This window comes from Pseudonocardia xinjiangensis (assembly GCF_012911925.1).
Taxonomy (GTDB): Bacteria; Actinomycetota; Actinomycetes; order Mycobacteriales; family Pseudonocardiaceae; genus Pseudonocardia; species Pseudonocardia xinjiangensis.
In genome coordinates this window covers 111,422-125,781 of record NZ_JAAXKY010000004.1, presented here as the reverse complement: position 1 = coordinate 125,781, position 14,360 = coordinate 111,422, and the positions used below count along the sequence as shown (strand labels likewise).

7 protein-coding genes are annotated in these 14,360 nt (G+C 72.2%); all 7 read right to left on the bottom strand.

The window, feature by feature from the left end:
* Nucleotides 1-82: 82 nt before the first annotated feature.
* The 7 genes from HF577_RS03055 to HF577_RS03020 all read right to left on the bottom strand — a co-directional run bounded on the left by HF577_RS03055 (nucleotide 83) and on the right by HF577_RS03020 (nucleotide 14,347).
* Nucleotides 83-1,255 (bottom strand): macrolide family glycosyltransferase, encoded by a 1,173-nt coding sequence (locus tag HF577_RS03055; RefSeq protein ID WP_169394151.1) that lies wholly within the window; start codon nucleotides 1,253-1,255, stop codon nucleotides 83-85.
* Nucleotides 1,256-1,561: 306 nt separating this feature from the next.
* Nucleotides 1,562-7,294: a Pls/PosA family non-ribosomal peptide synthetase gene (locus HF577_RS03045; protein WP_211173712.1), complete on the bottom strand. Its 5,733-nt coding sequence runs from the start codon at nucleotides 7,292-7,294 to the stop codon at nucleotides 1,562-1,564.
* A gap of 146 nt (nucleotides 7,295-7,440) precedes the next feature.
* Nucleotides 7,441-10,236, bottom strand: coding sequence for an ATP-binding protein (locus HF577_RS03040; RefSeq protein ID WP_169394150.1), 2,796 nt, complete (start codon nucleotides 10,234-10,236; stop codon nucleotides 7,441-7,443).
* Nucleotides 10,237-10,697: 461 nt separating this feature from the next.
* Nucleotides 10,698-11,978, bottom strand: coding sequence for an aspartate kinase (locus HF577_RS03035; RefSeq protein WP_169394149.1), 1,281 nt, complete (start codon nucleotides 11,976-11,978; stop codon nucleotides 10,698-10,700).
* Between the two features lie 159 nt (nucleotides 11,979-12,137).
* Nucleotides 12,138-12,314, bottom strand: a complete 177-nt coding sequence (locus HF577_RS03030) for a hypothetical protein (RefSeq protein ID WP_169394148.1) — start codon at nucleotides 12,312-12,314, stop codon at nucleotides 12,138-12,140.
* Nucleotides 12,315-12,496: 182 nt separating this feature from the next.
* Nucleotides 12,497-13,564: a PRC-barrel domain-containing protein gene (locus tag HF577_RS03025; RefSeq protein WP_169394147.1), complete on the bottom strand. Its 1,068-nt coding sequence runs from the start codon at nucleotides 13,562-13,564 to the stop codon at nucleotides 12,497-12,499.
* A 126-nt stretch (nucleotides 13,565-13,690) separates the two neighbouring features.
* Nucleotides 13,691-14,347 carry a YoaK family protein gene (locus tag HF577_RS03020; protein WP_169394146.1) on the bottom strand — a complete coding sequence of 219 codons (657 nt, stop codon included), beginning with the start codon at nucleotides 14,345-14,347 and terminating at the stop codon, nucleotides 13,691-13,693.
* Nucleotides 14,348-14,360 lie beyond the last annotated feature (13 nt).

Sequence of the window (14,360 nt, the reverse complement as noted above, 5' to 3'; positions counted from 1 at the left end):
CCCCACCACCGCGCAGGCCGAGCTCGCCGCACTGCGCCGCCGTGCACTGACCCTCCTGACCCGCCCCGCCCTCTGATACGCGCTACGGCAGGTATTCCTCGATCGCGTCGGCGCCGCCTGCGGCACCACCTCCGCGACGAGCCTCCGCACGCATCTCCGCGAGGCCGGCTGCGACGTCCGGGCTCCGCACGACCTCGTCGACGGCGCGGCGCAGGGTGTCAGCGGTCAGATCCTCGGGATCGAGCCGTCGCCCGAGTCCGAGCTCGACGATGCGGGCGGCGTTGACGACCTGCTCCGGCATCCGCGGGAAGGCGACCATCGGGACGCCGTAGTAGATCGCCTCCATCGTCGAGTTCATCCCGGCATGGGTCACGAACCCCGCGGCGTCCCGCAGTACCGCCGGCTGCGGGAACCAGGGCCGCACCTGCATCGTCGCGGGCAAGGGGCCGAGGTCGGCGGGGTCGAGACCGCCGATGGTCATCGCGACCTGGTATCGGCCGTCGTCGAAGGCGTCCCGGCAGGCCCGGTAGAACGCGGGATGGTCGGTGAAGATCGATCCGAGCGAGATGAACAGCACCGGCAGGTCCGGGTGAGGCGGCGACCACGGCTCGGCGTTCTCCCGGTCGCCCAGCACGGGCCCCAGGAACCGGAAGCGGGCGTCGAACGTCTCCCCGGCCGGCTGGAACGCACGCGGGACGAACACCAGGTTGAGGTCCTCGGTGACGTCCATCGTCGCGGCGACGTCGAGGGCGACGCCGTGCTCGGCGGCGAAGGCGGCCACATCCTCGGCGAGCGCGGCCATCTCCGGCTGACTCGCGGTGCCGCCGGTGAGGGCGTCGCCGACGCCGGTCCAGCTCTCGTTCTCGGCGAGGTTGGGCACGGTCCGCACCGCCGGGATGCCCAGCCGGCGGGCCACCAGCCGGGCCGGCCAGTTGGTGGCGTCGTACACCACGCCGTCCGGGCGGTGCTCGCGGCAGTGCTCGAGGAGAACGGGATAGGTCGCGGCCAGTGCGGCGAAGAAGTGGCGGAACCACAGCGCCACGATCTGCGGTCCGACCTGCGCAGGCGGGGAGAACGGGGGCAGGCCGGGCAACCGCACCCACTCGGCCCCCGCAGCTTTGACGGCCTCGCGGAACTCGGGTCCGCAGGCGTAGTGCACCCGATGCCCTCGCCGTACGAGCTCGGCCACCAACGGCAGTGTGGGAGTGACGTGCCCGTGGCCCGCCAGGCCGACGAACAACACGCGCCGAGTCACCGCGCGACCGTAGGAGAACACCACCTCCGTCGACCACGGGTTATCACCCTCCGAGCTGCCCGGCCCCGGCGAGATCGACCTGATGGGGGTGAGACGCGAACGCCGCCCCGCTCACGTCGACCTCGCCCGTACGGCAGAGCGGCGCACGTCCGGACCCGGCGACTCGCACATCAGAACCGGGCGACTCGCGGGCGGGAACCGGGCGACTCGCGGGTTCGACTCGGGCGACTCGCGGGGTGAGGTGGGCGCGTGCCGACGCCGGCGCCGCGGGTGCGGCGCCGGCGTTCGACTGAGGCTGGGTGGGTCTCAGGCGGCCCGGGTGGCGTCGACGTAGGCGCCCTCGATGGCGTGCAGCAGGATCGAGAGGGCGATGTCGACGACCTCGGCGGTGACGTTGAGCGGCGGCAGCATCCGGACCACGCAGTGGTCACGGCCCCCCAGCTCCACGATCAGGCCGCTGCGCAGGGCCCGGGCCTGGACGTCCTCGGCCAGCTCGGCGACGGTTCGGCCGTCGCCGGGCGCGGTGAGCTCGATGCCCCACATCAGGCCCTTGCCGCGCACCTCCAGCACACCCGGGTGCGAGGCGAGCCCGGACAGCCGGGCGGCGATCTGCTCGCCGCGGGCCTGCACGTTCCCGAGGATGTCGTCGCGCCGGACGATCTCGACGGTCCGGGTCCCCGCGGCGAAGGCCAGCTGGTTGCCGCGGAACGTACCGCTGTGCGCGCCCGGTGCCCAGGTGTCGAGCTCCTCGGCGTACAGCACGATCGCGACCGGCAGGCCCATCCCGGAGAGCGCCTTGGACGCGACGATCACGTCGGGCTCGATGTCGTACTGCTCGAACGCGAACCAGGTGCCGGTGCGGCCGCAGCCGGTCTGCACCTCGTCGACGATCAGCGGGATGCCGAGCTCGCGGGTGAGCTGACGGACGCGCTGGACGAACTCCTTGCGGGCCGGGATCACGCCACCCTCACCCTGCACCATCTCCATGATCACCGCGGCGGGCAGCTCGAGGCCGCCGTTGGGGTCACGCAGTGCGCGCTCGAGGAAGCTGACGCAGTTGGTCTGGCAGGTCTCCGGGTCGAGCGCCAGCGGGCAGCGGCTGCACGAGGAGAACGGGAAGAAGCTCACGCCCGGCATGCCGTTGGTGATGGGGCGCTTCTGGGACACGTTGCCGGTCATCGCCATCGCGGCGTGGCTGCTGCCGTGGAAGCCGCCCTGGAAGGAGACGACCCCGCCGCGGCCGGTTGCGGTCTTGCAGAGCTTCAGCGCGGCGTCGACGGCGTTGGCGCCGGTCGGCCCGCAGAACTGGATCTTCATCCGGTCCCGCATGCCCGCGGGGAGCATCGACAGCTGCGCCTCGGTGAACGCGTCCTTCGCCGGCGAGGGCATGTCGAGGCCGTGGGTGAAGATGCCCATCTGCTCGGTGGCCGCGGCGACCAGCTCGGGGTGGTTGTGCCCCAGCGAGAGCACACCGGCGCCGGAGAGGAAGTCGATGAAGACGTTGCCGTCGAGGTCGCGGATGTGGCTGCCGGCCGCCTCGGCGACAGCGAACGGGAAGTGCCGCGGGTAGACGCGGGCGTTCGACTCACGCTGCTCCTGGCGGGCCAGCAGCTCGGACGAGCGTGGGCCCGGCAGGGCGGTCGTCACGCGCGGCCGGGCCGCGAAGCCGCCGGCCGCCTGCTCGGCGGGTGCGACGACGGACAGCCGGGAGGTGGGAGTGGCGGGCATGGCGTTCTCCTGTGCGGTGAGCGGCGCCCGGACAGGCGCGGGAAGGGGGCGCGCGGTGGGCGCCGGCGGGCTGGGCAGTGAGTAGAAGCGGGTGACGACGGGCCCGGCGGCCCTGGCGGGGGCGGCCACCGCAATCGGCGTGGCCGGAACCGACGCAACAGCCGGCACGGGCTCGGCGACCGGAACGGGCGCCGAAGCAGGAGCCGAAGCCGAAGCCGAAGCAGGAGCAGGAGCAGGAGCAGGAGCCGAGTTCACAGCACGCCCCTCGGTGGCCGGGTTGCCCTGCCAGTGGGAGTGGGGGGCCGTCTCGGTGCCCTTCATCAGGAAGGCGTCGGCGTCGAGCACGGAGCCCGGCCCCATCGTGACTCCGTAGTGGACGAACGCACCGACCCCGACGGTGGCGCCTGCGCCGATCACGGTGTGGTCGGACTTGAACGTGCCGTCCTCGAGCGAGTGGCACTGGATGACGCTCCCGGCGTTGAGGGTGACGCCGTCGCCGACGGTGACGAGTGACTTCTCGGGCATGGCGCAGCCGTCGTCGAAGACGCCGCGGCCGATGCGGACCCCCATCAGCTTCCACATCACGGGCTTGAACGGGGTGCCGTTGAAGATCGCCACGAGAGAGCCCATGAGCTTCCAGACCCGCTCGTGCCACCAGAAGTACGGCTCGTAGATCGAGCAGAACCGCGGCTGCAGCTTGCGGAAGCCCGTGGCGGCGTGCTCGACCAGTGCCGTGTAGACGAGGCTGAAGAGCAGGGTGGCGACCAGGGACCCGACGATCACGAGCTCGCCGAAGCGGGGGAAGAGGTCGACCGCGGCCCGCCCGATGAGGGTCGTCGCGAAGAACTGGAACCAGCCGACCACCAGGAAGATCGCGATGGTGGCGAGGTTGTGCCGGTTCTTCGCGGCCAGGCGGCGCCGGAACTCGTCGCCGCTCTTCAGGTGGTCGAAGCGGCTGTCCCGGTCCACGGAGCGCGGGATCTCGAAGCTCGGCGAGCCGAGCAGTCCGACGTCGGAGCGGATCGGGCCGTCGATCGGGACCATGGCCTTCGTCCCGATGAGGACGTTGTCGCCGATCCGGGCGCCGGCCGGGTAGGCGATGGCGTTGCCGAGGAAGCTGCGCGAGCCCAGCGATGCCTCGGACAGCCGGAACGACGTGCTGGATACGTCGGCGTTGATGATCGAGATGCCGTCGGAGACGAGGGTGCCGGAGCCGATGGTCACGAGGTAGGGCGTGTCGTGCTTCTGGGCCACGCCGAAGTTCGAGCCGGTCTGCTGGACGTCGCGCATCCGGTAGCCGAGCGCGCGCAGGAACCCGATGATGTAGGAGCTGTCACCGAAGAGGTTCATGAAGTACGCGGCGTTGGTGGTGCGCGTGATCGTGCGGAGGATCCCGTAGCGCAACCCGTAGAGCGGGTAGACGGTGTCGGCGCGCAGCGCCAGGCTCAGCACCCGCGGCACGGTGGTCACGAACAGCAGCCCGCCGAGGATGAGCCCGAAGAAGGCTGCTGCCGACAAGGCCGCGTGGGTGAGCCAGAACGATCCGGTGCCCGTCGGTACGGCGTCCCACTCCATCATCTTCTGCACCGCGACGCTGCCGATGGTGAACCCGAGCGGGACGAGCAGCAGCAGGTTGACCAGCTGCCACGCCGAGTAGACGAACCGGCGGACGGCGCCGCAGCGGGCCGGCGGGACGGAGGCGTGGTCGGTGCCGGCCGGCTCGGCGGGGGAACCGTGCCAGCGCTCGCCCGCGGGGACGTGCTGGCCGGTCTGCAGTGACGAGGCGTGGCCGAGCCGGCCACCGTCGCCGATCGAGGTGCCGATGTCGAGGACGGTCTGCTCACCGACGAGCACGCCGGCGCCCAGGGTGACCGGTCCGGTCTCGATGCGGCCGGCGACCGCCCGGTAGCCGCTCCACGTCGAGTCCTTGCGGATGACGGTGCCGTCGCCGATGGTCAGCAGGTCGGTGCAGACGGGGACGCTGCGGGAGAACACCACCACACCGCGGCGGATCTTCGCGCCGAGCGCACGCAGGTAGAGCAGGTAGAGCGGGGACCCCGCGAACAGCACCATCGGGTTGGCCCGGATCAGCGTCCTGACGAACCAGAAGCGCAGGTGGCGCAGGCTCCACACAGGGAACTCCTGGGCCGTCCACCGCCCGATGAGCAGCCACTTCGCCACGATCGGCAGCAGGCTGAACCCGAGGAAGGTCGCGCCGCCGAAGACGACTGCGCGCGTGTAGGTCTCGAGCCACCCGGCGCCGGCGGTGACCCACGAGAAGCCCTGCTCGACCACCACGGCGGTGAGGTAGGCGGACGCGAGGAACAGCAGCAGCTGCGCCGCCCCGACCGCCACGAGGCGGGGCCGCCCGAACCGTGGGACGTCGACGGGCTCCACCGGCGCGGCGGGCTGCAACGGGGCGGACCCGCCGAACGCCGCGGCCAGCTGCCGGACCGTAGGGCACTGGTAGATCTCGCGCATCGACAGTGACGGCAGCGCGGTCTGCTTCCGGACCCGAGCGGAGAACTGGGCCATCAGCAGGGAGTTGGCGCCGAGATCGTCGAAGAAGTGGCTGTCGACGGACACCTGCTCGACCCCGAGGGTCGCGGCGAGGGCGTCGACGAGGACCTGCTCGGTGTCGGTGGCCGCGGCGACGTGCTCGCCCGCCGAGGCGCCGGCCCGGCCGGCGGTGGGGGCGGGCAGGGCGCGGCGGTCGACCTTGTCCTGCGGCGTCATCGGGATGACGGGCAGGTGCTCGAGGTAGGCGGGCACCATGTAGGACGGCAGCCGCTCGCGCAGGTGCGCGGTGATCGTCTCGGCGTCGAGGGCGGTGACGCCGGTGCGCAGGCTGTAGTAACCCACCAGCTCGACGGTGCCGGGCGCCGGCTCGAACGTGTCGACGACGGCGGCGGCGATGCCCGGCACCTGCAGCAGCACCGACTCGATCTCGGTGAGCTCGATGCGGTAACCGCGGATCTTGACCTGCAGGTCGATGCGGCCGAGGTACTCGATCTCGCCGTCGTCGTTGACCCGGCCCAGGTCACCGGTGCGGTAGATGCGCCCCGAAGGGTTGCCGGCGATGCCGAGGAAGTCGGGGATGAACGCCTTCGCCGTCAGGTCGTCGCGGTTGAGGTAGCCGGTGGCCAGGCCGATGCCCGCGATGCCGATCTCGCCGGTCTCGCCGTGGGGCAGGGCGCGGTGCGGGTTGTCGGGGTCGAGGATGACGGTGGTGTAGGTGGGCAGGGGCTGCCCGATGGTGACCGGCCGGTCGGGGTGCAGGGTCGTCCAGGTGGCGGTCACGGTGGCCTCGGTCGGGCCGTAGACGTTCAGGAACCGCCGCCCCGGCTTGTGCCAGCGCGCGATCAGGTCCTGCGGGCACGCCTCCCCCGACACCAGCAGGAAACGCAGCAGCGGCAGGTCCTCCTCCAGCGTCGCCAGCAGCGTCGGCACCACACACATCGCCGTGACCCGCCGCTCGGTCAGGAACTCGTGCAGATCCAGCCCCAGCAGGCTCGAACCCGCCGGCTTGGGCACCAACGTCGCGCCCGCCACCCACGGCACCCAGATCTCCTCCACCGAGAAGTCGAACGCGATGGTCATGCCCTGGTAGACGCGGTCCTGCGTCCGGATGCCGTAGACCTCCGCGGCCACCCGCACGAAGTTGCAGATGCTCGCGTGCTCGATCGCCACGCCCTTGGGCCGGCCGGTGGTGCCCGAGGTGTAGATCAGGTAGGCCAGATCCTCCACGGCGTCGCCGCGCTCGGCGTCGGACAGCCGGGCCGGGTGCAGGCGGGCGATGTCGCCGGCCGCCTCGTCGAGGTAGACCAGGCCGGGCGCGAAGTCCTCGAGCCCCTCGACGCGATCCCGAACGTGCGACAACGACAGCACCATCCGCACACCGGCATCGGAAAGGATGTAGGCGATGCGATCGGGCGGGAACGCCACATCCAACGGCACGTACGCAGCATTGATCTTCAACACCGCCAGCATCCCGATATAGGAATGCACCGCCTGGTCGAACAACAACCCGATCCGGTCACCCGGCCGCGCCCCGTTCGCCAGCAGGTACCGGGCGAGGCGGTTGGCCCGCTCATCGAGCTCGGTGAAGGTCAGGGTGGTCTCACCGGCGTCGACGGCCAGGTGGCCGGCGCGGCCGTAGGTGCGCATCCAGTCGCACCGCTCCTCGAACACGTGGTCCAGTCGCTCGCCGCGGCGGGCTCGCGAGCCCTGGGCGTGGTCGGAGGCCACGAGCACGGCCGGACCGTCCTGGTGCGACGGGGGAAGGTGTGCGGGCTCCTGCAGCGTGGTCACGGTGACTCCTCGGATCCAGCTGATGTACGTGCTGGTCAGGAGCCTGTCAGCGGTCGTGGTGGTGATCGATGGTGTGCGCCCCCGAGGCACTCGTGGGCTCCCCCGGACCGAGGTCGGGTTCACCCCAGGTGAGTGGCGCGGAGGGGCTAGCGCGCGTCCGGGCCGGACGACGAGCCCACCGAGGCGAGCGCATCCCGCAGCGCCGCGCGCGAGGTGATGCCGAGCTTCGGGAAGACCCGGTAGAGATGCGCTCCCACGGTGCGGTGCGAGAGGTACAGGCGCTGCCCGATCTCCTTGTTGGTCAGGCCCGAGGCGGCCAGCACCGCGATCTCGCGTTCCTGCGGCGTGAGCATGCCGAGGTCGGGGGTGGGCGTCCGGTTGTGGCCCGTGGCCCGCAGTTCGTGGGCCGCCCGGGCGGCCCACGGCCGGGCCCCCAGGCGCTCGAACGCCTCCCGCGCCGCGGAGAGCTGGACCCGCGACGCCGCCGCGGCCCGGGACCGCCGGAGGTGCTCGCCGTAGGCGAGCCGGACCCGGGCGAGCTCGAACGGCCACCGCTCGGCCTCGGGGAGGGCGAGCGCCTGCTCGAACAGCCCGGCGGCGCGGTCGTCGTCGGCGGCGATGGCCGCCGATCCGGCCGTCACCAGTGCCAGTCGCGGCGAGAGCGCACCGATGCGGGCTTCCCGCATCGCCGTGACGTGCGCGGTCGCCTCGGGCCGTCGATCGGTGCGCGTCGCGGCTTCGACGAGGTCCAGCATCACCCACAGAGCGTTCGGCGCGTGCGAGGCGAACGTTCCCGGCGCGCTGATCGCGGCCGCCTGCTGGTAGGCCTCCTCGAAGTCGTTGCGCGCGACCGCGGCCAGCGCGCGGGCGTGGTGGGCGAACGCCAGCGCACCCGCGGCGCCCCGCGGCGTCGCCCACCCGACGATCTCGTCGGACGCGGCCCGGCTGGCGTCCTGGTGGCCGCGGACGGCAGCGGCCAGCGCCGTGAAGTACTGCAGCTGCCAGCGGAAGTAGCGGAACCGATGGGCGTCACACAGCTCGAGGGCCTCGTCGGCCAGCTCCGCCATCTCCCTCCAGCGGCCCGCGCCGAAGTCGTCGTGGCACAGCTGCACGATGGCGAGGATCGCCTGGGTGACCGCTCCGCCGTCCCGGCCGTCGCCGAGCACCCGCCACGCGCTCTCCCGGCAGACCGCCAGCCCGTCCACGTAGAGGGCGGAGAGCCCCGTGCGGACGATCTTGACGGGGTCGACCTCGCCGCCCAGGTCACCGCAGACGGCGACGATCTCGTCGAGCACGGGCAGTGCCGTGCGCACCGGGTCCGGGACGGTCTTCTCGTACAGGGCGAGGACCGTGGGGGCGCGCGGCCGGAGCCGGGCCACCGCATCGTGGACGGGCTGCCACTTCTCCGGGCTCCCGCTCAGCCACGACAGGAACGACAGCGACCAGATCGCCTCGATGAGCTCCTCGTCGGTGGCGTCGGTCCGCTCGGGGTGGCAGGCGATGGCCGCCTCCAGCAGGCCGTGGGCGGTGTCGATGTCGCTGCCCCGGTCCATCAGCAGGTACCCGGCGGCGGTCGCCACGGCGTACAGCGACGCGCTGTGCTCCGGGAGTGCGTTGGTGAGCAGCTCCGACGCGCCGTCCACTCCCCCGACGGTCAGCGCGCTGAGGTAGGCGGCCTCGGCCAGCCGCCTGCTCCGTTCGGTGCGCAGTGGGCTGAGGTCGGCGGCACGGGTCAGCCTGGCGACGGCGCCTCCCGGATCCCCTCGCCCGAAGAGCCGGTGCGCGGCCTCCTCCAGCAGACCGGCCACCTCCTCGTCGGGCTCGACGGTCGCCTCGCCCAGATGCCACGCGCGCCGTTCGGGCTGGTCCGCCAGCACCTGGGCGAGCGCCAGGTGCGCCCGGCGCCGCTCGTCGGTGGTGGAGAGCTCCATGACCGCGGAGCGGGTGAGCGGGTGGCGGAAGGTGAGAGCGGCGCCGCTCCCGCCCACCTGCACCAGACCCACCCGTTCCGCCGGTGCGAGATCCCCGGGCGCTCCGCGCGCGGAGGTGGCCGCCGCCTGCACGACACGCAGGTCGCCGGTGCCGTCCAACGTCGCGAGCAGCAGCAGCTGCCGGGTCGGCTCGGGGAGCTCGGAGATCCGCGACGCGTACAGTGACTGGAGGCGCCGGCTCAGCGGCAGCACCTCGGGCAGCGCGCGCAGGGCCGAGCGTTGCGGGTGGCTCAGTGCCGCGGGCAGCTCCAGGAGCGCGAGCGGGTTGCCCTGCGACTCTGCCAGCAGGCGCCCCCGGACGCCCCGGTCCAGCGCCGGGAACCGTTCGCTGACCAGCCCGAGCGCCGCGTCGTCGTCCAGCGGCTGCAGCTCGAGCTCGGGGAGGCCCGAGCGTTCGAAGAAGCTGTCGGTGCCCGGACGGGACGCCGCCAGGAACCCGATGCGGTGTCCGGCCAGCCGCCGTGCCACGAAGCCGAGCACCGCGGCGCTGGTCCGGTCGAGCCAGTGCACGTCGTCGATCACGATGAGCACCGGGCGGTCGGCAGCGACCCGGCACAGGAGCGCGAGCGTCGCGGCCGACACCACCATGCGGTCCGGGGCCGGTCCGCTCCCGAGGCCCAACGCCACCGACAGCGCCTCGCGATGCGGCGCGCTCAGCCGGTCGGTCTCGCCCAGGAGCGGGAGCACCGTCTGGTTCAGACCGGAGAACCCGAGGTCGGCCTCGAACTCCACACCGGCGGAACGGAGCACCAGGCTGCCCGCCGACGACGCCTCGTCTTCCGCGACGTCGAGCAGCATCGTCTTGCCCACGCCCGGCTCGCCGACGATCAGCAGCGCGGCGCCCTCGACGGCCGCCGACGCGAGGAAGGACCGGATGAGCCGGAGCTCCTGGCCGCGCCCGGCAAGCCCGCCCGCCACACCCCGCGGGTGCGAGAAGCGATCACGTGACATGTCGCCCCCACTGCGCAGAACAGGAGCCATGGGAAGATCGGCAGATATGCCTGATACTACTCACAGTTCGACGCCCGACCACTCTGGATTCGCGGCGAAATCCATACCGCGCATTGACGGGAACCGGTACCGCCCTCCGCACGAATTCCCCTGGGGCCACCCAGCAGAGGCCGCCGATCAGGCAGCGTGAACACGCTCGGCGTGGTGGGACCGGTCATGGCTCGCACACTATTCACACTCAGTGACGGGTCCTACACATTTCCGTATTCGTCGGCCGCGGTATTCCCGGGCTCGGTGCCGGCGCCGTTCTCCCCGTGCGGGGAGTCCGATAATCGCACGGTCGGCGGGCCTACCGGTGGCTGCTTCTCCCGCGTACCTCCGGCGGGCTCATCGCCGGACCGGGCGCAGGGCGTGCGCCCGGTCGCGGGAGGCGGTGGCGACCGACGCCCGGGGCACCGCCGTCAGGCGGCGTCGGCCGGTGAGTGCAGGTCGGAGACGGTGGCGCTGCCGGCGGCCGGGATGAAGGTCTGGTGCAGCAGCCGCACCGCGTCGTCGACCCGCGACGACGACACAGCAACCGTGATCCGGCCAGGGGTCGTGGTGACCAGCCGTGGGGGGATGCCTCCCGCCTCGAGGGCGGCAAGTGCGCGAACGGGGATGTCGGGCTTGCGGGCCATGCCGAGGCTCACCACCGAGACCGAACCGAGATCCTCGTCGACCTTCGCAGCCAGATCGACGGCGTCGAGCGCGGCGGTGACCTCGACGGGGTCGGCACCCGGAGCGGTGAACTGGACCCCGGAGGTGGTCGGCACGATGGCGCCCACCGTGATGGCCCGCTCGGCGAGAGCCGCCGCGACCACCCCGGCACCTGCCCCGTCGACGGCGAAGAGGCTCTCCTCCCGCCGGTGCGCGATCCCGGCGACCTCGGCCGTTCCCTCGAAACCGGCCGCCTCGCGCCGGATCCAGGTGCCTTCCTCGGTGCTGAAGCTCGACCGCAGGTGGATGTCCACGCCGTGGGCCAGCGCCAGCTCCACCGACCGCGGCTGGAGCACCGCGGCGCCCGCCTCGGCCATCTCGAGCATCTCCTCGTGCCGGATCGACGACAGCCTGCGGGCGTCGGGGACCACCCGGGGGTCGGCGGTGAACACGGCCGGGACGTCGGTGAAGATCTCGCACTCGCCGGCGTCGAGCGCCGCCGCGACGGCGACCGCCGATGCGTCCGAGCCCCCTCGGCCCAGCGTCGTCACGTCACCGTCGGGCGCAATCCCCTGGAAGCCCGTGACCAGCACGATCGCCCCGTCGGCCAGTGCTTCGTGGATGCGGTGCGGCTCGATGCCGACGAGCCGGGCGTTGCCGTGGCGGGCGTCGGTGCCGATCCCGGCCTGCGGTCCCGTGAGCGACACCGCGTGGGAGCCGAGCTCGGCCACCGCGATCGACGCCAGCGCGCAGGAGATCGACTCGCCGACCGACAGCAGGGCGTCGAGCTCCCGCAGAGGCGGCCTCGACGACATCGCATACGCCTGGTCGACGAGCTTGTCGGTGGACTTCCCCATCGCCGATAGGACCGCCACGACCCCGCGGCCGGAGCGCTGTGCGGCGACCATGCGTTCGGCCACCGCGCGCAGGCGGTCGTGGTCTGCGACGGACGTCCCGCCGAACTTCCACACGAGCGGCGCCGCCGGCGCGGCGGTTGCCCGCCGGCCCCCCTCGATGGCCACCTCAATCGTGTTGCGCGTGCTCATCCGAACTTCCTCCCCTGGTCGTGCCGTGTCCCCACCCCGTGCGGGAGCACGTGGCCGTGCTGTGTTCGAGGAGGAGCCTGCTGGAACGAGACCAGCAGATCGATGGTGTGCTCCCCCGACCGCCGGGTGTCGTCCCCCGTCCGGCGGTCGGGTGGGTTCTCAGAGCACATGAGGATCCTGCCCTGATGCCGGCCCGCACTCGTCGAGCCGCCACAGCTCGCTCCGGTAGGGCAGCAGCTCGGCCCGCGATCCGTCGTCGTAGACGTTCTCCCAGGTACGGCGCCGGTCGTGGCCGTCCAGCTCGGAAAGCCGGGTCCCTGCACGTTCACCGAACATCGTTCACCTCGTCTCCGCACACGGCGGGCCAGCGGCCCGGCGTGGTCGCACCGACGAGAGTCCATCGGAGCGGCGCATCGTCACCATGGGGCCTCCCCGCGTGGTGCGGGGTGGAACTCCCCCTCGTTGGTTAGTACGCGCCTACTGTCGTTACGGTTCGGTACTACTGCATGAGCGCTCAATCACTCTCGAACCGGGAACACGCGGGCGAGCTTCGCGAGGATCCCGAACACCACCTGCTTCGGGCGCTGCTGCTCGCCGTGTACGGCGTTGAGCACGACGAGGGCGCCGGTCAACGCGGGGACGACCCACTGGCACACCGCCAGCTGCTGCTGGGTCCTCGCGACGTCGGACGGGGTGTCGGTGGCGGGATCCGTGGCGCCCTCGATCGGCGTGCCCTCCGCCCGCTCGAGCTTCCTGCCCAGCAGCCGGCTGTAGGCGGTCACCGCGAGCGCGGCACCGGTCACGGCGGACTTGGCGGTCGTGGAGGCCCCGACGCCCTGCTGCGCGGCCACCCGGCCCTTGTTGCCCAGGAGGAGCCCGGTCGCCCCCACGAGATGGAGGATGATCGCGACGAGGTTGACCGGGGTCCAGCGCGCCCATCCGGCGTTGGCCACCCGGAGGCGCTGCTTCTCGTCGGGGACGTCGGCGGCAGCCCCGTTGACGGCGACGGCACCGGCCAGTGAGCCACCGAACCAGGCGGCCAGCCCGAGGTCGTGCAGGCTTCGAACCACGGTGTTGCGCTGTGACATGTCAGGTTGCCCCTTCCACTGCCGACGCCGCGCGTCGGCGTCGCAAGCGAGGACATACCCGGGAAGTGGCTGATCACGCAGGGTCTCCCCGACCGTGTCACAGCCGAGTGCGGTGTCGGCCTCGTCGTCGTCCATGCCGTCGGGGTCGGGATCGGCTGTCGGGCCCGCCGCCGGGGCCACGCGTTCGTACTCGATGCCGTAGTGGTGGTAGAGCAGCTCCTCCTCCTGCGGGGACAGGTGGCTGTCCTCGCAGATGTAGGGCGCGTCCTTCACCGTCGCCTTGTCGTAGGCCACGGTGACCCGCTCGTCGCCGAACTCGGCGTCCTCCACCGGGACGAAGCTCTCGCAGGTCCCGAAGAGCCCGGTCTGGACGGTGACCCAGGTGGGCCGGCCGGTGTCGTCGTCGACGTAGACCTGACCGACCGTCCCGATCCTCTCCCCTGCCCGGTCGTACGCCGTCGATCCGACCAGGTCGCGCAGCTCGTTCCCGGACGTCATCGGCTGAGCTCCCCGTTCGGCTGTGGCGAGTGCTGCCGACGGTCTACCCACCTACGCCGGAGAACATGGTGCGTGGGGGACGAATGCCCACCATCGGTGCGGACGAACGCCGGACGGCCGGCGCGATCAGGTCTCCCGGGCCGCCCGGTGACCCGCGATCGCGACGCCGCCGGTGATCACCGACGACAGCATCAGCGCGGGTGTGATGTTCCACTGCAGCAGGCCGGCACCGGCGGCGGCCCCCAGCAGGATCAGCGCAACCACGACGAGGTGGGGACGCCAGAGCGCCTTCCTGCCGGGCAGGAAGTCCGCGGCCAGCGCGGTGATCGTCGAGACCACCACGACCGAGGTGACGTCCTCGACCGCGACGCACCCGGCGGTGGCTCCCTGCATGCCCATGGCCATGGCCAGTACCGAGGTGACGACCGACCCGACGGGGTCGGCGGGGTGCGCCCCGAGCCGGGGCAGCACCAGCGCCAGCACCAGCACGACGCCTGCGACGGTCCCGAGGAGCGCGGACGTGCGCGTCGACCAGCCCCCACGTGCCGCGCGCAGCACCCACGCGGCCAGCGCGGCACCCACGAGGTACCCGGCGGGCGCCAGCGCGAGCCGGGCGACCGGCAGGTCCTCGCTGCCCAGCAGGGCCATCCCGAGCATCACGACGTTCCCCGTCATGTTGGCGGTGAACACGCGGTCGAGGTCCAGGTAACCGACGGCGTCGACGACACCGGTGGAGAAGGTGAGCGCCAGTATCAGGACCAGGTGGGCGCGCCGGTGGTCCAAGTGGACGTCGGTG